General features: G+C 54.9%; 25 protein-coding genes. 7 read left to right on the top strand and 18 right to left on the bottom strand.

The window, feature by feature from the left end; genetic code table 11:
• Position 1: 1 nt before the first annotated feature.
• The 5 genes from QY332_04755 to QY332_04735 are packed head-to-tail and all read right to left on the bottom strand — an operon-like array spanning position 2 to position 4,440.
• A complete protein-coding gene (locus QY332_04755; GenBank protein WKZ37237.1) occupies positions 2-1,072 on the bottom strand; it encodes a glycosyltransferase family 4 protein in 1,071 nt (356 codons plus the stop codon).
• Positions 1,069-2,493 (bottom strand): hypothetical protein, encoded by a 1,425-nt coding sequence (locus tag QY332_04750; GenBank protein ID WKZ37236.1) that lies wholly within the window; start codon positions 2,491-2,493, stop codon positions 1,069-1,071. The genes QY332_04755 and QY332_04750 overlap by 4 nt, the downstream gene beginning before the upstream one ends.
• Before the next feature lie 60 nt (positions 2,494-2,553).
• Positions 2,554-2,955, bottom strand: coding sequence for a GxxExxY protein (locus QY332_04745; protein ID WKZ37235.1), 402 nt, complete (start codon positions 2,953-2,955; stop codon positions 2,554-2,556).
• Positions 2,956-3,012: 57 nt separating this feature from the next.
• Positions 3,013-3,432, bottom strand: coding sequence for a nuclear transport factor 2 family protein (locus QY332_04740; protein ID WKZ37234.1), 420 nt, complete (start codon positions 3,430-3,432; stop codon positions 3,013-3,015).
• 3 nt (positions 3,433-3,435) lie between these two features.
• A complete protein-coding gene (locus QY332_04735; GenBank protein ID WKZ37233.1) occupies positions 3,436-4,440 on the bottom strand; it encodes a glycosyltransferase family 4 protein in 1,005 nt (334 codons plus the stop codon).
• Positions 4,441-4,563: 123 nt separating this feature from the next.
• Between QY332_04735 and QY332_04730 the strand changes: the two genes are divergently transcribed.
• From QY332_04730 to pyrB, 4 genes are all read left to right on the top strand, one after another.
• A complete protein-coding gene (locus tag QY332_04730; GenBank protein ID WKZ37232.1) occupies positions 4,564-5,199 on the top strand; it encodes a deoxynucleoside kinase in 636 nt (211 codons plus the stop codon).
• Between the two features lie 10 nt (positions 5,200-5,209).
• Complete coding sequence (locus QY332_04725) at positions 5,210-6,238, top strand: hypothetical protein (GenBank protein WKZ37231.1); 1,029 nt, start codon at positions 5,210-5,212, stop codon at positions 6,236-6,238.
• A gap of 228 nt (positions 6,239-6,466) precedes the next feature.
• Positions 6,467-6,802: a hypothetical protein gene (locus QY332_04720; GenBank protein ID WKZ37230.1), complete on the top strand. Its 336-nt coding sequence runs from the start codon at positions 6,467-6,469 to the stop codon at positions 6,800-6,802.
• Between the two features lie 86 nt (positions 6,803-6,888).
• The gene (gene pyrB / locus QY332_04715) at positions 6,889-7,872 is read left to right on the top strand and encodes an aspartate carbamoyltransferase (protein ID WKZ37229.1); all 984 of its coding nucleotides are present in this window, start codon (positions 6,889-6,891) and stop codon (positions 7,870-7,872) included.
• Between the two features lie 63 nt (positions 7,873-7,935).
• Here the strand turns inward: pyrB and QY332_04710 are convergent, their stop codons facing one another.
• Both QY332_04710 and QY332_04705 read right to left on the bottom strand, forming a co-directional pair.
• Positions 7,936-8,601 (bottom strand): deoxynucleoside kinase, encoded by a 666-nt coding sequence (locus QY332_04710; GenBank protein WKZ37228.1) that lies wholly within the window; start codon positions 8,599-8,601, stop codon positions 7,936-7,938.
• A 114-nt stretch (positions 8,602-8,715) separates the two neighbouring features.
• Entirely contained in the window at positions 8,716-9,453 is a 738-nt protein-coding gene (locus tag QY332_04705; protein WKZ37227.1) for a DsbA family protein, read from the bottom strand.
• A gap of 178 nt (positions 9,454-9,631) precedes the next feature.
• Here QY332_04705 and QY332_04700 point away from each other — a divergent pair, with 178 nt between their 5' ends.
• Entirely contained in the window at positions 9,632-9,859 is a 228-nt protein-coding gene (locus QY332_04700; GenBank protein ID WKZ37226.1) for a DUF5362 family protein, read from the top strand.
• Positions 9,860-9,905: 46 nt separating this feature from the next.
• On the opposite strand, the gene QY332_04695 is transcribed toward QY332_04700, so the two are convergent.
• From QY332_04695 to QY332_04660, 8 genes are all read right to left on the bottom strand, one after another.
• Positions 9,906-10,586: a protein-methionine-sulfoxide reductase heme-binding subunit MsrQ gene (locus QY332_04695; GenBank protein WKZ37225.1), complete on the bottom strand. Its 681-nt coding sequence runs from the start codon at positions 10,584-10,586 to the stop codon at positions 9,906-9,908.
• A 2-nt stretch (positions 10,587-10,588) separates the two neighbouring features.
• Positions 10,589-11,545: a protein-methionine-sulfoxide reductase catalytic subunit MsrP gene (msrP, locus tag QY332_04690; GenBank protein ID WKZ37224.1), complete on the bottom strand. Its 957-nt coding sequence runs from the start codon at positions 11,543-11,545 to the stop codon at positions 10,589-10,591.
• Between the two features lie 180 nt (positions 11,546-11,725).
• Complete coding sequence (locus QY332_04685; protein ID WKZ37223.1) at positions 11,726-12,100, bottom strand: STAS domain-containing protein; 375 nt, start codon at positions 12,098-12,100, stop codon at positions 11,726-11,728.
• A gap of 35 nt (positions 12,101-12,135) precedes the next feature.
• Positions 12,136-12,822: a Type 1 glutamine amidotransferase-like domain-containing protein gene (locus tag QY332_04680; protein WKZ37222.1), complete on the bottom strand. Its 687-nt coding sequence runs from the start codon at positions 12,820-12,822 to the stop codon at positions 12,136-12,138.
• Positions 12,822-13,211 carry an STAS domain-containing protein gene (locus tag QY332_04675; protein ID WKZ37221.1) on the bottom strand — a complete coding sequence of 130 codons (390 nt, stop codon included), beginning with the start codon at positions 13,209-13,211 and terminating at the stop codon, positions 12,822-12,824. Before QY332_04675 ends, QY332_04680 begins: the two co-directional genes overlap by 1 nt.
• A 126-nt stretch (positions 13,212-13,337) precedes the next feature.
• Complete coding sequence (locus QY332_04670) at positions 13,338-13,988, bottom strand: hypothetical protein (GenBank protein WKZ37220.1); 651 nt, start codon at positions 13,986-13,988, stop codon at positions 13,338-13,340.
• Positions 13,989-14,062: 74 nt separating this feature from the next.
• The gene (locus QY332_04665) at positions 14,063-16,477 is read right to left on the bottom strand and encodes a ComEC/Rec2 family competence protein (GenBank protein WKZ37219.1); all 2,415 of its coding nucleotides are present in this window, start codon (positions 16,475-16,477) and stop codon (positions 14,063-14,065) included.
• Positions 16,478-16,497: 20 nt separating this feature from the next.
• Entirely contained in the window at positions 16,498-16,728 is a 231-nt protein-coding gene (locus tag QY332_04660) for a hypothetical protein (GenBank protein ID WKZ37218.1), read from the bottom strand.
• A 275-nt stretch (positions 16,729-17,003) separates the two neighbouring features.
• Between QY332_04660 and QY332_04655 the strand changes: the two genes are divergently transcribed.
• Positions 17,004-18,470: a DUF2867 domain-containing protein gene (locus QY332_04655; protein WKZ37217.1), complete on the top strand. Its 1,467-nt coding sequence runs from the start codon at positions 17,004-17,006 to the stop codon at positions 18,468-18,470.
• A 63-nt stretch (positions 18,471-18,533) separates the two neighbouring features.
• Positions 18,534-19,136 (top strand): glycerol-3-phosphate acyltransferase, encoded by a 603-nt coding sequence (locus QY332_04650; GenBank protein WKZ37216.1) that lies wholly within the window; start codon positions 18,534-18,536, stop codon positions 19,134-19,136.
• Positions 19,137-19,192: 56 nt separating this feature from the next.
• Here QY332_04650 and QY332_04645 read toward each other — a convergent pair whose 3' ends face one another.
• The 3 genes from QY332_04645 to QY332_04635 are packed head-to-tail and all read right to left on the bottom strand — an operon-like array spanning position 19,193 to position 22,903.
• Positions 19,193-20,059, bottom strand: a complete 867-nt coding sequence (locus tag QY332_04645) for a protein phosphatase 2C domain-containing protein (GenBank protein ID WKZ37215.1) — start codon at positions 20,057-20,059, stop codon at positions 19,193-19,195.
• Positions 20,056-21,972 (bottom strand): FHA domain-containing protein, encoded by a 1,917-nt coding sequence (locus QY332_04640; GenBank protein ID WKZ37214.1) that lies wholly within the window; start codon positions 21,970-21,972, stop codon positions 20,056-20,058. The genes QY332_04645 and QY332_04640 overlap by 4 nt, the downstream gene beginning before the upstream one ends.
• The gene (locus tag QY332_04635; protein WKZ37213.1) at positions 21,965-22,903 is read right to left on the bottom strand and encodes a hypothetical protein; all 939 of its coding nucleotides are present in this window, start codon (positions 22,901-22,903) and stop codon (positions 21,965-21,967) included. The genes QY332_04640 and QY332_04635 overlap by 8 nt, the downstream gene beginning before the upstream one ends.
• Positions 22,904-22,916 lie beyond the last annotated feature (13 nt).

Raw genomic sequence — 22,916 nt, 5'->3', positions numbered from 1 at the left:
TTCAACTATTCAACGCCCGCACGAACGCTTCCGCCATCTTTTGGATGTTGATCTCTTCCGAAACAATGCGGAACGACTCCGCCCCCATCCTTCGCAAACGCGCCATGTCCGATAGCGCGTTTTTCATTGCGGCAACCAGCGCATCATAATTTTCAGGCTCGATCTGCCAACCGTTCGACTCTCGAACCAAATCATCCTGCGTGCCATCCCCTTTTGCAACGATGACCGGCAGGCCGTGACTCATGGCTTCCTGAACTGCAAGTCCCCCGCTTCCCGGCAGGACAAACAAATCTGCTTCTGCGAAATAGGGCTTTATCTCCGCCCCATGCTTTCCGCCGATATATTCCGCGGATGGATAGACCTCCTTTGCAAGCGATTCCATTGCCGGGCGTTCGGGTCCATCGCCGACGATGATCAAACGCGGTTCTGGGTCCATTTGCGCGCAGGCGTGCAGGAGGAGATCGATGCGTTTTCTTGCCTGCAATCGTCCCACGAACAAGAGCGTTGGTCGAATGCCAAAAGTCGAAGGTCGCGGCGGCATGGGAAAATCAGGAGCAGGCGAGACCGCATTATGCGCCACGAAAATCTTCTCACGCGGAAACCCGAGCGCGGCATATTCATCCGCGCCGCGCCGGCTGTAGGAAAGCAGGGCGTCAAATTGGTTGATGAATGCGAGCCTGCGTTTTCTCCGAATGCCATGCACGGGCGGCGAACCGAGTCCCCAGCCGATGACCCTTCGTCCGCGGGCCTGCATCCACTTGACGGCGGCGGGAGTGGCGAGATAGCGCGGGTTTGCCTCCACGATCAGTGTATCGGGATTCCATTCTTCGAGCCATTGAATGAAATTCCTCTGATAACAAAGGTAGAACGAGCCGCCAAACAGGTGGATATTTTTCGCCTCGACGTGCTTTGCGATTTGAGTCGTTCCGCCCGCAATCATTTCAATTGGACGGGGCTGACCGGCAAACAAACTCATCCCGCCTTCGCAGTGTCCGGCAAGCAGATCGAAAAACGGGACACGGTAACCCGGCAATACGCGCTGCTGCAAACCCAATTTTCCTTTGAAGTTCATTCCGCCTCGCAACGCGAAAAGATCACCGCATATTCGTCGCGGTATTCTTCGCACCAACGACTCGACTTCGAAACCGCCTCCACCAGCCTTGGCTGTGCCGCCTGCGAAAGCAAAAGCAGGTTGATGCCCTCGCGGTCGAGCATCTCCTGCCAGCCTTCGGCACTGGTCACACGGACATATTCCTCCCATTGCCCCTGCGAAAAACTATACATGCGCGTGTCCATCCAGGTGGGGCGGGAAGGCAGGGCAAATTGCAGGTACGAGCCGAAGGCGTAATCGTTCCAGAGCGGACCCGGCAGATCCTCGCGCGTTTTCAGATATTCCACCGCTGCGATGGGCGTGGTGGATAGCTCATACAGCGGCGCGGCATTTCTCCACCACGAGTCACGGACGCCCGGCAGGAGGAAAAGCGGCAGGAGGAACATAACAATTGCAATCGTCAGGTTGAGGCGCGGATTGATCCGCTCGATGGGTCGGTCGATCCATTTGTCGCTCCATTCGGCGGTCAATTTTGCAGTGAACATCGCCAGCAGGAACATGAACCAGATCACATAGCGGATGCCCGAAAACGCCAGCCAGCCGAAGCCAAGAAAGAGAATCCACTCCAGCGTGGACAATCTTCGGTTGGAAAACGCAGCCAGGGGGACGAAGAGAAGCGTCCATCCAAAAAAGAGGTTCATCTGCCAGCCTGCATTCGTCGGCGGACGCCACTCCACGCTGAACAAATAATCCGATGGATTGTTGAGGATGAAGACGAGATACTCCCACACGCCCAAGCTGTGCGGGTTGAGCAGGCTGACGGCAGACATCGCGATCAGAGTAATGAGCATGGATTTTCGATTCCCGCTCCCGGCCACGAGCGCCGCGCCCGCCAGAAGAAAGGGCAGGACGAACGATCCATGTAAATTCACCCAAAGAAAAACCGAAAGCGGCAGGAGAAACAAGGCGCGATTATTCCCCTTTTGCCATTTAAGGATGGCAAACAGACACAGCACGAACAACGGATATGCAAACAACTGCGGACGCATCACCCAGTTGTTGGACGTGGCAAGCCCGAGCAAAATCAAAAATATGGTTGCCGTCCGCGCGCCGCTGAAAGAGCGCATCAAAACCCAGAGTAAGCCATACGCCAGCCCAAGTAAAACGCAGCGCAGGAGGAAGGTCAACGCCGCGCCGCCCGCCTCATAGACCAGATAAAAAATAATTCCAGACAGCCACTGCTGATAAAAGATCGGCTGCCCCGCGCGGCTGTGACTCATCGTGTCCACAATGGGAACCGCACCTTCCCTCAAAATATCGCTCCCCAACCGCAGATACCACCAGTAATCCTGCACAGGGACGGACAGCAGGAACGAAAGTCCGATCAACGGCAGGAGGGCAATGCTCAGCCAGAGCAGGTCGTAGGAGCGGGATGCATTCATAATTATTTTTTCGGGACCACAAAGTCTTAAAGACGCAAAGTCACAAAGATTTGTTTGAGATTAGAGGATGATACGGCGAATTCCGTTCTTGATCAATGAAACGTTGAAGTTGATAAGAAATCCAAGGCGGTTTCCTGTCAACTTCAAATACGTCAACTCTTGCGAATGATGGACATTCTCTGTGCGCTCGACGGATTTCAACTCACATATGATGCGCCCTTCCACAAGCACATCGAGGCGAAATCCTTCTGCATACTTAATGCCATCGTACACCAAAGGAACAACAACCTGCCTCTTGTAATTCAACCCTCTTTTTTCAAATTCATGGCACAAACAAGTTTCGTAAACGCTTTCCAATAATCCTGCACTTAAATTTTTGTGAACTGTGCAGGCAGAATCAACGATCAAATGTGCACTCCGCTCGTCATCAGGCGGATTGGGAATCGCAGGATTTGTCGGCATGTGATCCTCCAATGATCTTTGTGTCTTGGTGTCTTGGTGTCTTGGTGTCTTGGCGGTTTATCCAACGTGTGGAGCAGGGTACGCGGGCGATTTATGCACATGCACCACCTTCCAGTCACCGTCCATCTTAATCATCACGCGGCTTTCATTATGCGCGGCGACTTTCACACCTGAAGCAAGTGCTGTGCTGATTAACAAGGTATAACTTGCAACTGCTGTATCGCCATAACGCTGGATCAACAAATTCGCCAGATCGAATCGCGTCTTGCCCGTCTCCTCCGCGCCGAAGACCGAGCCGCGTTCCGCGTTGGATGTCATCATGAATTCATGGAAAGGCAGTCCATCCAAACGGTGCGGCGTGACCCACCACTCGTACAGCGTCAGATCCTCCGCCGTCGTTTCGTGATAGGACCCAATGTCGTTCGTCATGATTCCCTGCAAATGCTTGAGTAAAAATTCTTGGACCTCATTATCCATGGCTCAGTCCTCCAGCAAGACCTTCAAATAAGAATCGACCATTTTATCGAGACCGAACTCCGCTTCCGCACGCCTGCGTGCCGCCGCCCGGAATCGACTCTGTTTCTCGAGCATTTCCCCCGCGGACATCGCCAGCGCGTCCATGTCGGGCGTTTCCAACTTCCAGGGATTCGCCCCGTATGGAACGATAACCCCCGCTTCATTGCCAACCAATTCCCTGAGCGAACCTGTGTCGAAACCGATGACGGGCAATCCGCATGCCAGCGATTCGATGACCGAGTTTGGACAGGGCGGGTTGACCTCCGCACAATACATCAAATGGGCCGACCGCGCCAGCTTGGGTATTTCTGTGCGAGGAACCGTACCGAGAAATTTCACAGGGACGCTGCTTTGCATTTTGTGTTGTGTGGCTTCATCCACCGTGCCAGCCACGAAAACTTCCATCGGGTATTTCGCGGACATTTTCTCCGCCACGCGTACGGCATGGAACAAGCCAGAGTTCAATCCACGCGCGAGGCTGCCCTCCAGCAATAACATGCGATGGACATTCGTTGGGCGTTCATGTTCGCCATCTGGCGAATAGATATCCAAATCCACGCCGTTGAGGATGACGGCAGCGGGAGCTTTCGCAATGCCATACCAGTCCACCCACCACTTGCGGATGAACCGGCTTTGATAGATTACCCTGTCCACAAAGCGGTCCCGGATGAGCGAAAGCATGATGTTCCCGTACTCCGCGCGGACGGTGTATTTCAGTCCCGACCATCTGACACGCTGCACCCAGTTGATCCCGTCCAATCTTTGGATGATGCGAATGCCCCGTCGACGGATCCTGTTCAGGTCAAAAAGGAAGCGAGTGCCTGCAATGACGAGCAGGGCGTCGGATTTGTCGCCAAGATCGTAGGTCACATCGATCCCGCGGGACTTTAATCCCTGCTCGAATTTCAGTCGAAAGGAAGCCATGCCGCCCGTCCCCTGTACGAATGGCGTAATGCAAATACGGGTCATACATAAAATTATAACCGTAGGGGCTCAGCGGCGCTGAGCCCCGGTTTTGAGGGATGCAGCAAGGCTGCATCCCTGCGGATTTATGGTATCCTTTGTTCAATACTATTCAGGGAGCATTCGTTCATGTATATCGCCATCGAAGGGGTGATCGGCGTGGGCAAGACCACGCTTGCCCGACTGCTGCAGCCGGTCTTTGAAGCGGAAGTCCTGCTGGAGATCTTTGAGGAGAATCCGTTCCTTTCCGATTTTTATGCGGACCGCGCGCGCTATGCCTTTCAAACACAGATCTTCTTTTTGCTCAGCCGTTATCGTCAACAGAACAACAACGTCCCGAAAATTCTTGCCGGGCATAAAAACCTGATCGCAGATTACACCTTCGCAAAGGACGCGCTCTTTGCAGGCATCAACCTGAAAGGCGACGAGCTGGATATGTACCACAAAGTGCATGAGGCGCTCGGCGAAAAAATCCCCAAGCCCGACCTGCTTGTCTATTTACAGGCCGGCACCGACACCCTCATGAACCGCATCGCCTTCCGCGACAGACCCTACGAACGGCAAATGGAACGCAGTTACATCCACGAGCTTAACAATGCGTATGAGGTATTTTTTTCAAAACCCTATGACCATACGCCCGTCTTAAAGATAGACACGAACGGCCTCGACATTATCCGTAACACCGAGCATTTTCAATTGATCGAAAACCGCATCCGCCAGACCTTGAACCTGACTCCGTTTCAGGCAAGTCTGCCCTTAAAATAACCAGGAACTCATGCGCGTTACCCGCGACTCCCTCCTCCGCATTGCCAAAGAGACCGCCCAGGAGCGGGCCTATAACGATGCGGACATCATCGCCGCCTATCTGACCGGCTCCCTGTTGAACGTGGATCCCATGCTCGGCGGCACCGCGGATATTGATATTGTCCTTGTCCACAAAAACCAACGGACAAAGCCCCGCGAGCTTGTAAAACTGTCCCCCGATTTTCATCTCGACATCAGCCGCCGCGCAAAGGACGAGTTCAAATCCCCGCGCGACCTGCGCGGCGATCCCTGGCTTGGCTACGAAATGTACGACCCGATCCTGCTGTACGAGCGCGAAAAGTTCTTCGACTTCGTACAGGCCAGTCTGCGGGCAGGTTTTGAATTCGAACAGCCGCCGCTCATGCTCCAGCGCTGCCGCAGGCTGCTTTCACACGGGCGCGAGATTTGGATGGACCTGTCCGAGCCCGATCAGGCCGCGGAACCAGCGAAAATCAGAAAGTATATGAAATCCCTCTTCCATGTCATCAATGCCCTGGCAGAATTAAACGGACCGCCCATCCAGGAACGCAGGCTGCTGCTGGAATTCCCCGCCCGCGCCGAAGCCGCGCAAAAACCGGGCATGGCTGCCGGCGCATACGGTCTGATCGGCGCGAATAACGTGGATGCCGGCAAGGTAAAAAGCTGGCTGCCGGACTGGATGGCCGCGTTCACCGCCGCCTGTGACGATAAAAACACGGACGCACGCATTCACAAGACCCGCCTGAATTATTACGAAAAAGCCGTCAAGTTCATGCTGGAAGGTGAAACGCCTCTCGCCGCGCTCTGGCCCCTCCTGCATACCTGGACATTATCCACCTCCGTGCTTGGAGGCGACCACCTGAAATTCTGGCAGAACGCCTGCAACGATCTCGGTCTGTTGGGGGACGGCTTTCAGGAGCGCGTGCAGGGACTCGACCACTTTATTGACGAGATCGAGATCGCATTCGAAGAGATCGCCGCCGCGAACGGACTGGACAGCGGACCATTGGCAGGTTTGTAAATGCGTGTATAATCAGCGCCAATGTACCGAGGAAATCCCCCGCTTCATCCATTGTACAAGTCCCCGGTGGACGCGTTGTTTCTTTTCAATTTTCGTTCTCAAAAAGCCTGACAGACACCTGTCAGGCTTTTTCTTAACATTATCGCGGGTAAGGGCGACCCGCCTTGTGAAAGCAGGATGTCCTGACAGTCATGGAAGGGTCGCCCTTACATTCGAATGGAGCGTTACATGAACAGCTTTACCGACGTAAAACTGGAGATCTTCACCCCGCAGGAACATACCTTAAAGATACGCGACGTACTTGCAAGAATCGGTGTGGGCGTGATCGGAAACTATGATCATTGCGTTGCCATCTCGCAGGTGACGGGTTATTTCCGCCCGCTGGAGGGAGCGGAGCCGTTCGATGGCAAGGTCGGCGAGATCAAAGTGACCACGGAGTACAAACTTGAAGTCAATTGCAAACGCGAGTTGGTGAAGGATGCGATTGAGGTGATAAAGCGCGTGCATCCCTACGAAGAACCGCTGATCAACGTCATTCCGCTGGCGAATCATCTTTTCGGATGAAATAACGTGTGTCAAAACAGAATCAGCCTCACCCGGCTTGAGACGCGAATATCGAATAACGAATATCTAAATCCAAAGGAGTAAAAATGCCCACAGACCCCCAATCCCCCTACCTGCCGTTCGGTGAGAATAAGAACGCCGCGTGGTATGGCAAGGACATCATATCCGTCAAGCAGTTCAGCCGTGACGACCTGGAGTACGTGTTCGGCGTGGCACACGAGATGCGCGGCATGGTCGAGCGCGTCGGGACGTTCGACCTGCTGAAAGGGAAGATCCTGGCGAACCTGTTCTATGAACCGTCCACGAGAACGTCGTCGTCGTTCACTGCCGCGATGGAGCGGCTCGGCGGGAGCGTCATCCCGATCAATGAGGTGAAGTATTCATCGGTGACGAAGGGCGAGAGCTTGTCGGATACGGTGCGCACGCTCGAATGTTATGCCGATGTGATTGTGCTGAGACACCCCGAAACGGGATCGGCGGCGATTGCGGCGAAGGCGGCGCGCAAGCCCGTCATCAACGCGGGCGACGGCACGGGCGAACACCCCACGCAGGCGCTGCTCGATACGTTCACGATCTTCGAGGAACTCGGCGCGGGTCAGGTGGACGGCATGACCGTGACCATGCTCGGCGACCTGAAATACGGGCGCACCGTCCATTCGCTGGCACGGTTGTTGTCGTTGTTCAAGGTCAAGCTGAATTACGTCTCGCCCGATATTTTGAAGATGCCAAAGGAAGTGATGGACGAGGTCGGCGCGAAGGGCATTCCGCAGGCGGAGTTCAGCACGCTCGAAAAAGTGCTGCCCGAAACCGACGTGCTGTATGTAACCCGCGTCCAGAAGGAACGCTTCGAAGACCCCGCCGATTATGAAAAGGTGAAGAACGCGTTTGTGATCGACCCTGCCATCATGAAAGCCGCCAAGAAGGATATGATCGTCATGCACCCGCTCCCGCGCGTCACCGAGATCAGCATGGACTTCGACGATGATCCCCGCGCGGCGTACTTCCGTCAGATGGAGTATGGGTTATACGTGAGAATGGCATTGCTGGCGATGGTATTGGGCAAGGCCTAGTGTCAAGTTCCAGGTGTCAAGTGTCAGGTACCCTGAAACGTGGAACCTGACACTTGACACTTCTTAATCCTCCGCCGCCCTTGCCATTTCCTCAGGCTCAAAGACCACTTCCTCTTTGCCGGTCAATTTATCGTCAATTTTGGAAACGATCAAACGTAAATGTCCGTTATGCGCAACATAATCCAGATCATCGGCAGGGACGGCAAGCACCGGGCAAAGCGTAAAGTTCTCAATCCATGTTTCATAAAGATCATTCAGGTTTTGCAGGTACTCGGGTGTGATCCTGCGTTCGTAGTCGCGTCCGCGCGAATTGATGCGGTACATCAGCGTATCCACCGAGGCACGCAGGTAGATCACCAGGTCCGGCGGGGGCAGGAATTGTACAGCCGTTTCATACAGCTCGCGATAGGTCTGATAATCACGGTCGGCAATATTCCCCTGTTGGTATAGATTATGTGCAAAGATTTCCGCATCTTCATAGACACTGCGGTCCTGCACCACGGAATTGGGATGCTGTGCCAGATTAAGATGCGAGCGCAGGCGATGCGTCAGAAAAAAGACCTGTGAATGGAAGGCCCAGGCAGACATATTCTGGTAAAAATCCGCAAGATAGGGATTCTCCGTGACCGGTTCATAGAACGGGTCCCAGCTCATCTGGTCGCACAACATTTTTACAAGCGTGGATTTTCCGACACCGATATTGCCTGCGATCGCTATGAATTTTTTCATGGGATTCTCTCAATAGGGAATTTTTTATCTCCCCCATCTTACCACCGAGTAAATCAAATGCGCGGGATTTTAAGAATAAAAAAGGCGGGTTCATCACCCGCCCACAAAGCTCAATTACTGTGGAATTTCTCCAGCCAGTTCCTGGTCTATCAACTGCTGGAAATTGGAGAAAGGCTGGGCTCCCACGATTGCCAGTCCATTGATAAAGAAGGTGGGCGTGGACTGCACGCCCAGGGTGAGCGCGAAATCCATATCCTGTTGGATGAAATCATCATGCTTTCCGCTGTCAAGACAGGCGGAAAATTCTTCGACATCCAGACCAAGGTCTGTGGCATATTGAATATAGATATCCCGCCCCAGCAAATCGCTGCTGAACAATAAATCGTGATACTCCCAATAGGCATCCTGGTCGTTGGCGCACAGCGAAGCCACCGCGGCGGACATGGCATTGGGATGAATGGATGTCAGCGGCAGGTTGCGGTACACAAAGCGGATCTGCCCGGGGTACGCTTCCAGCAATGGGGCATACGTCTCTTCAAAAAAGCGGCGGCAGAATGGGCATTCGAAATCGCTGAACTCGACAATGGTGATCGCCGCATCCTGCGGTCCGCGGCTTGGATATCCCTCCGTGGGAACATCATAGCGGACATATTGCGGCTGTTCCGTGACGGGCGCCTCCACAACAGGGCCCGAGGGCTGGTTTGCGGCTGGCGCCGGAGGCGCGGCTGTGACAGCCGCACTGCGTCCCCACAATACGTAGCCGACGAACAGACCCACAGCAAACGCAAGGACAACCAGGACGGAATAAAAATGACTGCGCTTGAAGGTGATAAAATCTTCAGCGTCCGGCATTGCCTGCTCCTCCATAACGACAGGAACGGGTCTTTTCTCAACAGAGGTGGATTTTTTTGTTTTTGTAGGCATAGTGGCGTGGATTATAGCCCTCCTGCGGGATTTGTGGAGTAGTACTTAAGTTTATATAATATTGCATCATTTTGGTGCGATCCGCGTACATCCTAAGGAGGCTCTGATGACAAATCAAACAAAAGGAAGAATACCCTGGTATCTGTGGCCCTTCGCGGCCATATGGAAACTGCTCGCCACCATTGTGGAAATGACGGGGCGCTTCGTGGCGATGGTGCTTGGCATCCTGCTAATCCTCGTCGGCATGCTCGTCAGCCTGACGATTGTCGGCGCAATCGTGGGCGTGCCACTGGCCATCATTGGTCTGCTGCTTTTCCTGCGCGGGATATTCTAATTATTCCTGGCTCATTCGAGGACAATTCCTCGAATGAGCCTTTTCCTTAAGAGACATCCAGCTTGGGCTGCGAATCCTTTTTAGCGGGCAGAATCAGGCTGCGGGCCGGGCGGGAGGCGATGGCCTTTCGAATGGCGGGAATCCGAAGGATCAGAAATACCGCGAGGATGAGTCCATAGATCAGCGGGCGGACGATGTCACCGGATAACGAGAAGAGGTCGCCTTTCTTGCTCCAGGCATAGTGCAGGACGGCGAGGGGGGCGATCAGGTACACAAGCCGATGCAGGCGCTTCCAGTTCTTGCCGAGGCGGACCTTCCAAATGTCGAAGGAAGTGAACGCGAGCGGGATGAGCAAAAGAAATGTAACCATCCCGACGACAATGTACGGCTTTTGCAAAACGGTCTGGGCGATCAGACTCCACGCAAGGCCGTAATCCAGATCCACAAAGATGATGACGTGGATGGTTGCATACATGAAGGCGTACAGGCCGAGCGTGCGGCGGCGTTTGAGCGGTTCGTTCCACTTGAAGAGGGTGTTAACGGGTGTGCAAAACAGGGAAAGCACCAGCAATGTGAGGGCGTGGCGTCCCGTGCGTTGTTCCAGTTCCTGAATGGGGTTGATCGAAAATGTATCCGTGAATAATTGGATAACGATCCATGCCAGGGCAGACCACGCATAAACATGAATGGCAATTTGAAGCGGGGTATAGCGTGAAGGGAATTTCATCTTTAGTAATGCAGCTTAAGGTCCATACCCTCATACAGACTGGCGACCTGCTCGCCGTATCCATTGAAAGGCAGGGTGGGTCTGCGGCTGAGCTCGCCGATGCGCCGCTCGGAAGCCTGCGACCAGCGCGGATGATTCACCTCGGGGTTGACATTGGCATAAAAACCATATTCATTGGCGGCGACTGTATTCCACAGGGTGCCGGGTTCATCAGCCGTCAACTCGATCTTGACGATGGATTTGATGGATTTGAATCCGTATTTCCACGGAACGACCAGACGGATGGGCGCGCCGTTCTGCGGCAGGATGGTCTCGCCATAGATCCCGGTGGAAAGGATCGTCAGGTCATGCATGGCTTCATCCATGCGCAGGCCCTCTTGATAAGGCCAGGGATAGAACGGACTTTTCAATCCGGGCATTTCCTCGGGGCGATGGATGGTTTCAAAGCGTACATACTTTGCATCGGAGGTCGGCTCCACCATCTTGAGCAAGCTCGCAAGCGGGAAACCATTCCATGGAATGACCATGCTCCACGCCTCCACACAACGCAGACGGTAAATGCGTTCCTCCTGCGGGAATAACCCCAGCAGGTCCTCCACACCAAAGGTTTTCGGCCTGGCCACCAGACCGCCCACCTCCACCGTCCACGGGATGGTGGTGAAGTCTTTGGACAGGGATGCAACCGCTTCCTTGTTGGTGCTGAACTCATAATAATTGTTGTAATTGGTGATGTCTTTCAGGAAATTGGCGGGGTTGCCCAACTCGTCGGTTCGTACGGGACCTGTTGCAGGCTCCGCGGCCCCCACCACAGTCTCCGCCGCGGATGGCGCACACGCGGCAAGCGCCGCACTCCCTGCAATCAGGCCGGCCGCCTTGATAAAGTCACGCCGCGAAAGGTAGACATCCTTCGGCGTGATCTCATGGGAACGAACAGGGACGGATTTCAATGGGTTGTTCATGCCTCTCTCCTCTACATAAAATCAATGAATAAGACGCCCCCATTCTAAGGAAACTTCCTTATATGAAGATGATAGGTTACTTAAGAATTTGAGGTGCGGGCTAATATGCCAACCGGCCCGATGTTAAAAAAGGCTCTTCGTTTTACACGAAGAGCCTTATCATATTGGGATGCGCACGCATTAGGTTGAAAACGATTCCACTGCAGATTGCATGTTCTCATAATTGGGAATGTTCTGCAAAAAGCCGGTCACACCCAAAACATGATAAACATGCGGAGGTGCATTACACAGCTTTACTTGCGCCACTTTATACTCCTGGCCGGCAGGCGTATATATTTTATAGACTTTCTGCATGGCACGCATTCCCGCACTGGTGAGCGTATCCACCCCGGCCAGGTCAAGAAGCAGAAATCGGGACCCTTCATCATATGCATCGCGGGCCGCTGCAAGAAGCGCCTCCTCGCCCTGTGCATCCAGCCAGCCGCTCAGGTGAAAGACAGTGACCGGCACCTTCCCCTCCACCTGTTCCATAACGATTTTCAAGGTAACGACCATGGCTCCTCCGACGATTAACGGTTTATAGGTCTTATTCACTGGAACGTGAACGTTTCGCCTCGCTCGAAGCGGATATTTGATCCGCTCCGATAAAGCGTGACATCCCCCGCCCCGTACACCTGCCACTCACCGCCCGCATCATTGACCATGCCGGTGGATTCATCGATGCCGATCAACGTGGATTCGGGCAATAATTGTCCAAGTTGATTTGCCCAGGTTTTACCAAAATTATCATGGTGCGGTAAAACACAGGCATTGGTGATCAAGTTCAAGCCGCGCAGTAATTTTCTTTCATGGGGATCGTAATAATGCTCGCATAACACCATTGCCCCCGCACTGCTCCCCGCGATCACCCCGCCTGCCTGATGCACCTCCAGCGCGGCTCGCCAGCAGGCGCTGTTGGCAAGCGTCTGCGCCAGATAACGGGGATAACCTCCCAGCAGATAGATCAGGCGCGAGGTCCGAATGGAGGCGGCGAGGGCTGCATCGTCCGCAGTGTTCAGGTCAATCACATCCGCTATAAAGACATTTTTGGCGCCCAGTTTTTTGAACCAGCACAGACCATTATTCCCCGCCCGTTGATGATTGCGGTCCGGCGCGGCGGCTGTGGGGATGATGCAGACCGGCGCATCGAACCCGCCGGCCAGCTCCATCGCGCGCAGATCCGGCGCGGACATTGCCCCGCCAAACTCCGCACCGCCCGCCAGTAAGAGATGACCCATTACTGCGCAGGGAATGAATCAAGCGCTGCCTGCATGGTTGGATAAATGCAAATGCTTTGCAAAAAGCCCGCAATGCTCAGCACATAATGAACCTGCGGGGACGGCTGTGCCAATACAAAAAACGGTGACTTGAATGTTTCATCCGCATGTTCAGCGCGCCAGACTTGCATCACATCGTTCGGTGTGAACATTTTATAAATGGTGTGCAGGGCGCGCAGACCCGCACTGGTCACCATATCCACGCCCTTCAGGTCAATCACCAAAAACCGCCCGCCGGAGTCCATCACCTCGCGTGCACGCTCAACGGCAAGAGTTTCTGTCTGCCCATCCAGGCTGCCTTCAAAATGCAGGATGGGCACGGGTCCTTCGGTCTTTGTGATCTTGAGCATATCCGTCATTCTCAAACCTCCGTGATGCATTCCATGGCTTTTGTTACAGTGGTGGCATTATACATCATGTAAAAAGTTCCCCGCGGACTTCCACGCGGGGAACTTTCAAGCTTGTAAAAGAATGGATTACTTCTCGAGTTTTGTCATCTCGAAATTGTCAAAGGTGACATTGGCGCCGTTTGGCAGGCTCTCCGTTGCCGCAAACAGGCCGACCACGCCGCTTGTGTAGGTCGAATCGGAGACGCTGTCAATTTTCTGCCCGTTCACATAAAGCGTCATGGAACCGTTGGCGCAATCCAAACCGAGGCGCATGGAACTTGAGCTGTTTGAGATCACGCTCGAAGTACCCTTCTTGAGGACTACATCATCCCTCGCCACCGCCGCCAGAAGGAAGGCATAATACCCATCGGGAGATACGCCGACGTAATAAAAGGAGTTCGTGGAACCCTGTTCGTTGCAAACAAAACCAAAAAATGCCTCGGGGTCCGTACTTTCGTTCTTCACATCCACTTCCATGTGAACATTCTCATAGGATTCGATGTCGGGCGTGGACCATGTGACATAGTATTCGGTAAACACCTTCATTTGCAAGCCGCCGTTCGCATATTCCACCGAACTGGAGCTGTCTGTGCCGGTCCCCCAGCCGCTGCTGCTGCTTGAAAAATTATCCTTCGGCAGGGGATTCAGCAGCGAGTCGACATCCGGGACGGCACAAGCCAGGGAAGCCAGCACAAGCATCAAAATGGAAACAAAAACCTTCAAGTTTGGACTCTTCATAATAAATCTCCTTTGATAATGTGAGTGCTATTCTAGCATCCCGCGCAGTATTGCAAAGGGTACTTAACTCCCATTTATTCTCCGCGTTCCACCGTCACCCGCATTTGAGTCCCATCTGTGCTGATGTCGATCCAGCCATTGCGGTCGGTCCGCAGCAATGAAAACCCGTCCAGCGATTCCAGCACATCCTGCGCAGGCAATCCATCCGGGTCACCTGCGGCAACGCTCAACACCACCAACTGCGGGGCCATGTTCTCGAACAGGTCGGGCGGGTTGGCCGGCGCGTAACCTGATTCGGACAACAGCAAGACATCCACTTTCCCAATCGCATTGCCAAACTCAAGCGACTCGAGCATCCCTTCGCTCAGACCGATGGGAAGCAGGGCGCGAAAACCTCCATGCTGGATGAGAACCACGCTTCCACGCGGACCTGTTGCCTGAATCTCGATAAAGGAATTTTCTCCCAGCACGAGCTTTTGCCCCGCCTCCGCGCGGGTGACGGGGATGCCGTTCAATGCAAAGAACTCATCCAACCTCTGCGCGGAGAACGAAGCCTGTGTATTGCCGCTCCACAGCACATTCTCGGGCGGATAGATCTCCACCACGCGCGGCAGCGCTGCCAGTTGATTCTCCTGCGTGGACGCGATGATGAGCCAGTCCAGATTGCGCGAGAAGAGCGGCAGCCGCCTGCCGAGTTCGTCGGAGAGATCGGTCACGCTCGCGCCGCCATTGATGAGGATGTTGCGTCCTTCGGGCGTTTGGACGAGCACCGCATCCGCCGAGCCGGCTTCGAGGAAGGTGATGTGGAATTGCCCATCGCCAGCCGTGGCGGAGGCGCGCCAGAACAGGATCATGCAGATGAAAAGCAACGAGAATGCGGAGGTCAACGCCACGGCGCGGAGCGCGCCCGCCGTCCGCTGGAACCAGTCTCGGATGTTTGACCAGCCAAACGTTATGGAAAGAAGCGTGGCAAAAAATACAAGGACAAACCAGATCGATGAATTCCCAAGGATGATGACGCCGTGCGGCACTTTGTCGAATAATTCCACCACACGGATGGAGTAGGCGGAGAATGGCCAGGCGATCCATGCGATGAGCTGACCGAGCGGATGGAAAACCACGCTGACCAGTAATGCCAGCCCGCTGACAATCATCACCGGCGGCTGGACCGGCAGGATGAACGGGTTGGCGATGAACGATATGAGCGAAATGCGTTTGAAGTGATATGCCATGATCGGGATGGTGGTCAATTGCGCGGCGAAGGTGAGGACGATGTTTTCGTTGATGATACGGGCAATTGTACTTGTATCTTCCTTGATTATTCGTTCGATGATGCGGTTGGTGAAGTTCGAGAACGGTTCGGAATACAGGATGAGACCGAGCGTGGCGAAGAACGAGAGTTGAAAACTGACGTCCCACAACACCAGTGGATTGATGAGCGCCATGAGCAGGGCAACCGCCATGAGCGCGTTCATGCCGTCGTTGCGCCTGCCGACCTGCCGCGCAAAAAGCGAGACGCTTCCCATGAACGCCGCGCGCATGACCGCCGCATCCCCGCCGACGAGGAAGGCATAGAAGAAAATTCCAACGATGGCAAGGACTGCGCCGATGCGTTCACCAAAAAGATTCTTGAAGATGGAAAAGAAAAGTCCCGCAATGATGGCGATGTTGAATCCCGAAATGGCGATGATATGCGCTGTGCCGGTGTCCTTGAACGCCTGTTGAAGTTTTTCCGAAAGTCCCGCCTGCTCGCCGAGCAGGATGCCTGCCAGCAATGACGCTTCGGGGTCAGGGAAGAGGCGGTAGGTTTTTTCGAGCAATCTTGTTTTGAATTTGTAAGTCTGTACGTAGACGGGATTCCCGCCCGCGCCGGGCAGGCGCGTGACTTCGGATTGGGTCATGTACGAGTGGATGCCGAAGCGCGCAAGATATTCGCGATAGGAAAATTCCTCGTTTTCGGGCGGTGTCTTCAATTGTCCACGCAGGCGGACCCGCTCGCCGTATTCGTAGGTCTGGTTGATCGGTACACGCACGAGCAGCAAGCCGGAAGCGGGCATGTCGCCGCTGCCCGTATCCACGGCTTCGACTTCGATGCGGAGATTGGTGTAACTGTCACGATAATCTGGGAGTCGGGTCAGTGTGCCTGTTATCAGCAGATCGTATTCGCGGTCGTTGTAAAAGGCGATGTGAAAAGGATCAATGTTCGGCTGGCGGAACTGGTAGTAGGCGGAGCCAAGGAAGAGAAAGATGGGCAGGGTCAGGATGAAAAGGTGAGGGATGAGAAATGAGTAAAGAGTGGGATGTAGTGAGTGGAAAGTGGAAAGCGCAGGATGGGTGGTGCTGGATGAACGTGATACGATAGTGCGCAGGAAGAGGGAAATAAAAAAGAAAGCCAGCGCGATCAACGCCCATGTCCCCAGAGGAAACGAGACGTTGTGTGCGAGGATGATTCCCGCAAGGAAGGATAGGGAAATCCATACCAAGGGCATGGCGTGGATTTTACATTAGATTATCCCAATGCCACATCCAGAATCATCATGGCCGTATATCCAGGCATCGCGCCGCCCCTGGCAATGTGGATATCCTTCTCGAGCTGTGATTCGGGAATCAATTCCTCGATGACGACGTAGATCATCGCTCCTGCTGCGAAAGCAAGCGCATACGGAAGGATCGGCTTGATAAAGATAACGGCGGTGGCTCCCAACACGCCTGCAGGATGGGGTTGAGTTCCGGGAACCATTCGATGAACATATTTTTTTACCACAACGGGTCACCAAGAAAACCTTTGTGTACCTCACCGCACTTGCGTACGGTGCAAGTGTAGTGACCCTTCGTGGTTAAGATACATACTCCGATTATAAAACTCCCCCTTCAATCCCAACCCTGACAACCCTCCTCCGAAATAATGTCATTCGCATCATGCCACGACGTTATATAATGCCCACGGTCGCACATTGCGCTTTCCCAGTGTTGAAGAAGCGCAATTTGTGACCACGCTGGGTATAATCCATCATCATGGCTGAAAAGAAACTCATCCTTGTCACGGGTGCAACAGGGTACGTTGGAGGCAGACTCGTACCGAAACTGCTCGAAGCCGGCTACCGTGTGCGCTGCCTCGTGCGCGACCCGTCCCGATTGCAGGGGCGCAGATGGCTCGATCAGGTTGAGGTCACAAAGGGCGATGCGTTAAATCCCGATGACCTGGTCAAAGCCATGCAGGATGTCTCCGCCGCGTATTATCTCATCCACGGGATGCAGGGCGGCAGGGTCAACGCGGAACGCGATCTGCAAGCTGCGCACAACTTCGCTCACGCCGCCGAAGAAGCACAGATCGAACGCATTATTTATCTCGGCGAACTCGTTGACCCGACCGCAAATCTTTCGCCGTATTTGCGCGCGCGTCACGAAACGGGCTATCTGCTTCGCTACAGCAAAGTGCCGGTCACCGAAATTCGCGCGGGCATGATCATCGGATCTGGCTCCGCGTTATTTGAGATGATCCGCTATCTGACCGAACGCGAGCCTGTGCTCGTTTGCCCGGCATGGTTCTTCTCGCAGGCGCAGCCCATTGCCATTCGGGATGTGCTCGCTTATTTGGTGGATGCGCTCAAGACCCCCGACAGCATTGGCCGCGTGATCGAAATCGGAGGCCCGACCCGCCTCACCTACGCAAGCATGCTGCTTGGTTATGCAAAGGAACGGAATCTCCGCCGCTGGTTGATTCCGACTCCGTTCCACGCCCCGCGCCTCTCCGCGTACTGGGTGCACATGGTCACACCAATCCACTGGCGTGTGGTCGCGCCGTTGATTGAGGGTCTGCGCGCGGAGCTCATCGTCCGCGATGATGCGGCGCGGACGTTATTCCCGCAGATCGAACCGCTCGATTTTCAGACTGCCGTCCATCTCGCGCTGGGCCGCATCCAACGCGACAACGTGGAGACATCCTGGTCGGACGCGCTGGTCACAGTGATGGGCGACTTCGAGCCGTACAAATTCACGGTCGAAGAAGGCATGTTCATAGAGCGCAGGCAGATACTGGTGGATCTGCCACCTGAAACCGTCTTCCGCTCGTACACGGGCATCGGCGGCGAGCGCGGCTGGTTGTTTATGGATTGGAGTTGGGCGTTCCGTGGCTGGCTGGATAAAGCCATCGGCGGAGTCGGTTTGCGGCGCGGACGCAGACACCCTGACGACATTCATGCAGGCGAGTCGCTCGATTTCTGGCGAGTCGAAACCGTGGACAAAGACCGCCTGATGCGCCTGCGCGCGGAAATGAAACTGCCGGGCAAGGCGTGGTTGCAATTCGAGTCCGTGCCCGCGGACGACGGGAAAACGCTGTTCACCGTCACCGCCTATTTCGCTCCGTATGGACTCTTCGGCTTTTTATACTGGTACGCCATGTGGCCCTTCCACAAGCCGCTCTTCGACGGTCTCACCCGCCGCATCGCTTCCCGTGCAAGGGTGCTGGCGCGTTCGTATTAAAACTATGGAGTGCAGGAGCTTGCTGTTGCACTCCAAAATGCCGCATTTGGGGTTATTTAAGACATGACGAATTTTCTCCTCCCCATTCTTGGATATGTATTCGGTTCGCTCCCGTTCTCGATCTGGGTCACACGCTACGTCAAAGGCGTGGACGTGCGCGATGCGGGCTCAGGTCACGCCACCACGACGAACACCATCCGCCAGGCCGGATTCGGCTGGGGCGCGCTCGTTTTGATCCTGGACATTGCCAAGGGATTTTTGCCGACGCTGCTTGCCGTGAAATATTCCGGCGAAACGTGGGTCATCGCACTGACAGCCACATTTGCAGTGGTCGGTCATTGCTGGACGGTGTTCGCGGGTTTTCGCGGCGGGATGGGTCTGGCAGCGGCGGGCGGCGCGCTCTTGGCGGTCAACCCGCTGGCATTTCTCATTTGCTTCGGGCTATTACTTCTGCTTGTTTTGATCATCCGTCACTCGGCGCGCGCGAGCGTGTTCACGGGCATCCTCGCGGCACCGGTCTTGTGGGCCGCCAACATCCGAGGCGACTCGTTCTGGCTGATGCTCGGCGCGGGACTCGTGATCGCAATCCGCTTTCTGATCGATTGGAATCGAAAATATCGGGAGTTATGGCTGGACCGCGAGAACTCTGAAAAAAGCGCGGGGTGAGATTCTGCTGTTAAGTCACAGGGCAGGTTGAAGCGTAGAAGGAAGCGTTGGGCATCTCAGTCCCCCAGCAGCCATTCGAAGAGACCGTGCTTTTTGCCGGAAATTTCCTCCAGGCGAGGCATGGACATCAACACGATGGTAATGTTATCGTGTCCGCCGCGTTCGTTCGCAAGATTGACCAGCGCATCCGCGGCAGACTTGAGATCCTTCTTCGAGTGGATGATCCTTTGGATTTCGTCATCCCAGACAAGGTCTGTGAGACCGTCACTGCAAAGCAGAATGGTATCGCCGGGTTCAAGATGGAAGCCCTGGTTGTTCTCGGATTCCTCGTCGGTTTCCTCATCATCGATCCGCAGACGGAAATCCACGTTGGGCAGTTTTACCCCGCCCAGATGGCGGCGAATGACATGCACATTCGGATGATCGTACATTTGCTCGGCAGTGATGATGCCTTTTTCGTAGGCTTCCTGCACCCAGGTATGGTCGATGGTCAGGCGCTGGATGAATTTTCCGCGCAGGAGATAAATGCGCGAATCGCCCACATACGCCGTGTAAAGTTTATTTTCAAGCACCAGGGCGCAGGCGCAGGTTGCGCCCATGCCCTCCTCATCCATCCTGCCGGCGGAATGCGCGGCAATTGCCTGGCTGGCATCATGGATGGCGCTTTCAAGTATTTTTATGGGTTTCCTTGCGGTGCTTTCTGCCACCCCCATGTTGATGTAATTCACCGCCAGTTCGGCGGCAATCTCACCGGCCCGGTGGCCGCCGATGCCGTCCGCCACAATCGCGAAGACAACCGGGCGGGCATCCTCCCTGCTCACCAAAAAAGATGAGACCGAGTAACGGTCCTCATTGTTTTTACCGGACATGCCGGCATGGCTGAGCGCGGCGACATGCAAATGAGCAAGTGTGGTACGGATCATTCTTCAATATCTTGAACAGTGATCGTCGGCGTTGAAGTCTTTGGCGGATTTTTTAACATAAACCGATAGGTTAATTGGCCAAAGTGTACCATATCGCCATGCGCCAGCCGGTACCCATCGCGCAAAACAGGCTCATAATTCACCCACGTGCCCGCAATTGAATGATTATCCATCAACACATAGCTTCCGTCATCCGTTTGCCTGAACCGTGCATGGACGGATGAAATGGACGGGTCGTCCATGATCTGCGTGCATTGCACCGGGTCGGTGCCAAAGATGATTTCCTTCTCAAGCAGCTGGATCGGCGCGACGGCGGCCGCCTGTCCATCTGGATTGAGGCGGATAAGCGACGCCGCCGCCACAGCAGACGTTGAGCCTGATTCTGTTTTCTTTGACTTGGTACGCGGCTTTCTACTCTTCCCCGCCTCCGCCACGGGCACAGTGTCCTGCTTCGTCACCTGGATCTGTTGTGTAAGCGGGTCCACACTGGCACGATGCGCTTCCTGTGCGGCGCGCAGGGACGGGATGCGCAATCGTCCGCTCAACAGGATGAGAAAGAGCACCAGCCCTGCCAGCAGGATCGAACCGAACGTGATCGGCGTGCGATATTTTGCAAGAAAGGCGGCGGGTCCCCTGGGGGCTTTGATCACGGTGACGGTCACCGGAATGGACGTGCTTGCCTTGCTCAAGCCCAGCACATCCATGGCCTCCACAACGATCTGGTGTTCACCACTGCTGGTATAGGCGTTCAAATCCCAGGTGAAGAGGTGGAACGGCTCGGTTGTGTTCTCGTCCACGATCAAACCATCCACATACAAGGTGGTGCGCGTGAGCGGGCGGACGTGGCCGTCGGGGAATTCCACGATGATCTCGATCTGCTGGTTTGCAGGCAGAAGAATCTCGGTATTGAAGGGATCATCCGCCGGCGCCTGCCGCGAAATCTGGGAGGGAGGCGCCACGGGGAATGGGTTGGGCGGCTGAATATCCACGTTGAAACGCTGCTCGGCGGATGTCAACGGACCCGAGGAAGTGTTCACCTGCACACCAAGGGAGTATTCGCCCGGGCTGTTCAAACGTGAAGTATAGGAAAGTGCGTATGTCCTGCGCAAACCGGAAAAATAGGCTTCGGGGTCGGGGAATCTCTCCTCGCCGGAATACTGGAACATGCTCCCGCCTGTTTGAATGGCGAGGTTATTGAACACTGCGGCGCTGGTGGTGGTAAAGGTTGTATTCGCATCCACGTACCAGACGAAGATGCGGATGTCATTTTCAAGCGCACGCTGAATGTACGGCTCAAGCGCATTTGCAAGGTTCGGGTCTTCCATTTGCGGGGTGATGAAGAGCACGGCGCGTTTCATACCGAGGCGCGGCGTCTGTGCACTGACGACATCCAGGGCAGTGGCGAGGGATTGCAGGTTGGGTATGGCAGCCCGCAGATCCGGTTGAAAGCCGCTTAACCCGACGATGAAATCCGCCGTTGCGGCATGGTTAATGACCGGTCCCGCCTGACTGACAAGGCTGAGGTCATCCGGCAGATCGGGCGGACGGCTTTGCGCCCACTGGGCAATGACCTGCGCCACACGTTGAAAGCGCGAGAACCCATTGGCATTGCGCACGTCCAGCGCTGTGCCCTGATTAACTGCAACCACGATCTGCATGGGGACGGCGATCTCGGTCAGCGAGTCGGCCGGGAAGGCGCGTCCGTCTTCGATAACAGTCACAGCCTCGGGGTTAAGTCCGGAGGCGAAGATTCGCTGGGCGTCGAATACATCCAAGAACGCGGAAACGGTTGGAAAGGATGCAAGATCGGCTGGGTAGAGAGTCGCAACCGCAGGGTTTTGCTGCGCGCGGACAGACGACACAACGCCAAGCAGGAGACACAAACCGAGAAACAGTGTTAAAAGTTTACGCATTACCCTCAACAAAAACAGGCGCTTCATCCCGCGGCCTGGACAGGCGCAGGTAGGTCAGCGTCCACACGGACTGGATATAGGCGGTGAGTATACCAGTGAGAAGGTAAAGCACGGGAATGTAAAGAGCGCAGCATGCCAGCGCAATATAGAGGGGCATAAGCGTCTCCTCGAGCGAATTTGCACCGATGGCGAGGGGAACAACCGCAATAATGATGGGAAACGCGATGACGATGCCAATGACCGCGCCGCCGACAAACAACACCAGCCCAAGGATGATGAAGTTAACCGCATTGGTTTTCACGATCTCCCAGCCGCGTTTGAAGCCCTCCCACATGCCGAGGTTCTCGACCACGATGGCAGCTTGCGCCTGCTCCAGAATAACCATCACCACCCAACTGATCGGGATCAGGATGCAGATCAGCGGAAGGATGCAGAGGAAGCCTACGCCTGCGGTAATCACGCCAAACAACACCAGCGGGACGAGCAGAACTGCCACCGCCAGCCCGATCAAAAAGTTCAAGCCGAAGATGCGCCAGAAGTACGGCATGCTCTCCGACCAAAGTTCGGCGAAGGCCAGGTGTTCGGCGCCTTTTTCAACCTTATACGCGCCCTGAATCAAACCGATCCTGCCCATGATGCCCAGTGCATAGAACAGGAGGGACAGCAGGATGATAAAGACGACAGCCACAAGGATGATCCACAGGTTTTGTTCGAGGAACTGACCAACCTGCTGAAATCCGCGTTCCATCTCACTGGTTGAAAATGGAAAATCCTCAGAACCTGTTTGATAACTACTGCCTCCGCCGCCTCCACCCCCCCCGCCGCCTCCGCTCGCGAACACGGCAAAGACGCCGAAGACCCACAAGATTTTATGTTTCCAGATGATCTGCCAGGCGCGTGTAAGCACCTCGCCAAGATTGAAATTATTCATACCGCCTCCAAAT

This window comes from Anaerolineales bacterium, assembly GCA_030583885.1.
GTDB lineage: Bacteria > Chloroflexota > Anaerolineae > Anaerolineales > Villigracilaceae > Villigracilis.
Note: the sequence above shows the minus strand (reverse complement) of the source record. Positions and strands in the feature narration are given on the sequence as shown.

Coding starts and splice junctions, on each gene's coding strand:
- QY332_04755 (WKZ37237.1), bottom strand. CDS start 1,072: ATGAACTTCAAAGGAAAATTGGGTTTGCAGCAGCGCGTATTGCCGGGT.
- QY332_04750 (WKZ37236.1), bottom strand. CDS start 2,493: ATGAATGCATCCCGCTCCTACGACCTGCTCTGGCTGAGCATTGCCCTC.
- QY332_04745 (WKZ37235.1), bottom strand. CDS start 2,955: ATGCCGACAAATCCTGCGATTCCCAATCCGCCTGATGACGAGCGGAGT.
- QY332_04740 (WKZ37234.1), bottom strand. CDS start 3,432: ATGGATAATGAGGTCCAAGAATTTTTACTCAAGCATTTGCAGGGAATC.
- QY332_04735 (WKZ37233.1), bottom strand. CDS start 4,440: ATGACCCGTATTTGCATTACGCCATTCGTACAGGGGACGGGCGGCATG.
- QY332_04730 (WKZ37232.1), top strand. CDS start 4,564: ATGTATATCGCCATCGAAGGGGTGATCGGCGTGGGCAAGACCACGCTT.
- QY332_04725 (WKZ37231.1), top strand. CDS start 5,210: ATGCGCGTTACCCGCGACTCCCTCCTCCGCATTGCCAAAGAGACCGCC.
- QY332_04720 (WKZ37230.1), top strand. CDS start 6,467: ATGAACAGCTTTACCGACGTAAAACTGGAGATCTTCACCCCGCAGGAA.
- pyrB (WKZ37229.1), top strand. CDS start 6,889: ATGCCCACAGACCCCCAATCCCCCTACCTGCCGTTCGGTGAGAATAAG.
- QY332_04710 (WKZ37228.1), bottom strand. CDS start 8,601: ATGAAAAAATTCATAGCGATCGCAGGCAATATCGGTGTCGGAAAATCC.
- QY332_04705 (WKZ37227.1), bottom strand. CDS start 9,453: ATGCCGGACGCTGAAGATTTTATCACCTTCAAGCGCAGTCATTTTTAT.
- QY332_04700 (WKZ37226.1), top strand. CDS start 9,632: ATGACAAATCAAACAAAAGGAAGAATACCCTGGTATCTGTGGCCCTTC.
- QY332_04695 (WKZ37225.1), bottom strand. CDS start 10,586: ATGAAATTCCCTTCACGCTATACCCCGCTTCAAATTGCCATTCATGTT.
- msrP (WKZ37224.1), bottom strand. CDS start 11,545: ATGAACAACCCATTGAAATCCGTCCCTGTTCGTTCCCATGAGATCACG.
- QY332_04685 (WKZ37223.1), bottom strand. CDS start 12,100: ATGGTCGTTACCTTGAAAATCGTTATGGAACAGGTGGAGGGGAAGGTG.
- QY332_04680 (WKZ37222.1), bottom strand. CDS start 12,822: ATGGGTCATCTCTTACTGGCGGGCGGTGCGGAGTTTGGCGGGGCAATG.
- QY332_04675 (WKZ37221.1), bottom strand. CDS start 13,211: ATGCTCAAGATCACAAAGACCGAAGGACCCGTGCCCATCCTGCATTTT.
- QY332_04670 (WKZ37220.1), bottom strand. CDS start 13,988: ATGAAGAGTCCAAACTTGAAGGTTTTTGTTTCCATTTTGATGCTTGTG.
- QY332_04665 (WKZ37219.1), bottom strand. CDS start 16,477: ATGCCCTTGGTATGGATTTCCCTATCCTTCCTTGCGGGAATCATCCTC.
- QY332_04660 (WKZ37218.1), bottom strand. CDS start 16,728: ATGGTTCCCGGAACTCAACCCCATCCTGCAGGCGTGTTGGGAGCCACC.
- QY332_04655 (WKZ37217.1), top strand. CDS start 17,004: ATGGCTGAAAAGAAACTCATCCTTGTCACGGGTGCAACAGGGTACGTT.
- QY332_04650 (WKZ37216.1), top strand. CDS start 18,534: ATGACGAATTTTCTCCTCCCCATTCTTGGATATGTATTCGGTTCGCTC.
- QY332_04645 (WKZ37215.1), bottom strand. CDS start 20,059: ATGATCCGTACCACACTTGCTCATTTGCATGTCGCCGCGCTCAGCCAT.
- QY332_04640 (WKZ37214.1), bottom strand. CDS start 21,972: ATGCGTAAACTTTTAACACTGTTTCTCGGTTTGTGTCTCCTGCTTGGC.
- QY332_04635 (WKZ37213.1), bottom strand. CDS start 22,903: ATGAATAATTTCAATCTTGGCGAGGTGCTTACACGCGCCTGGCAGATC.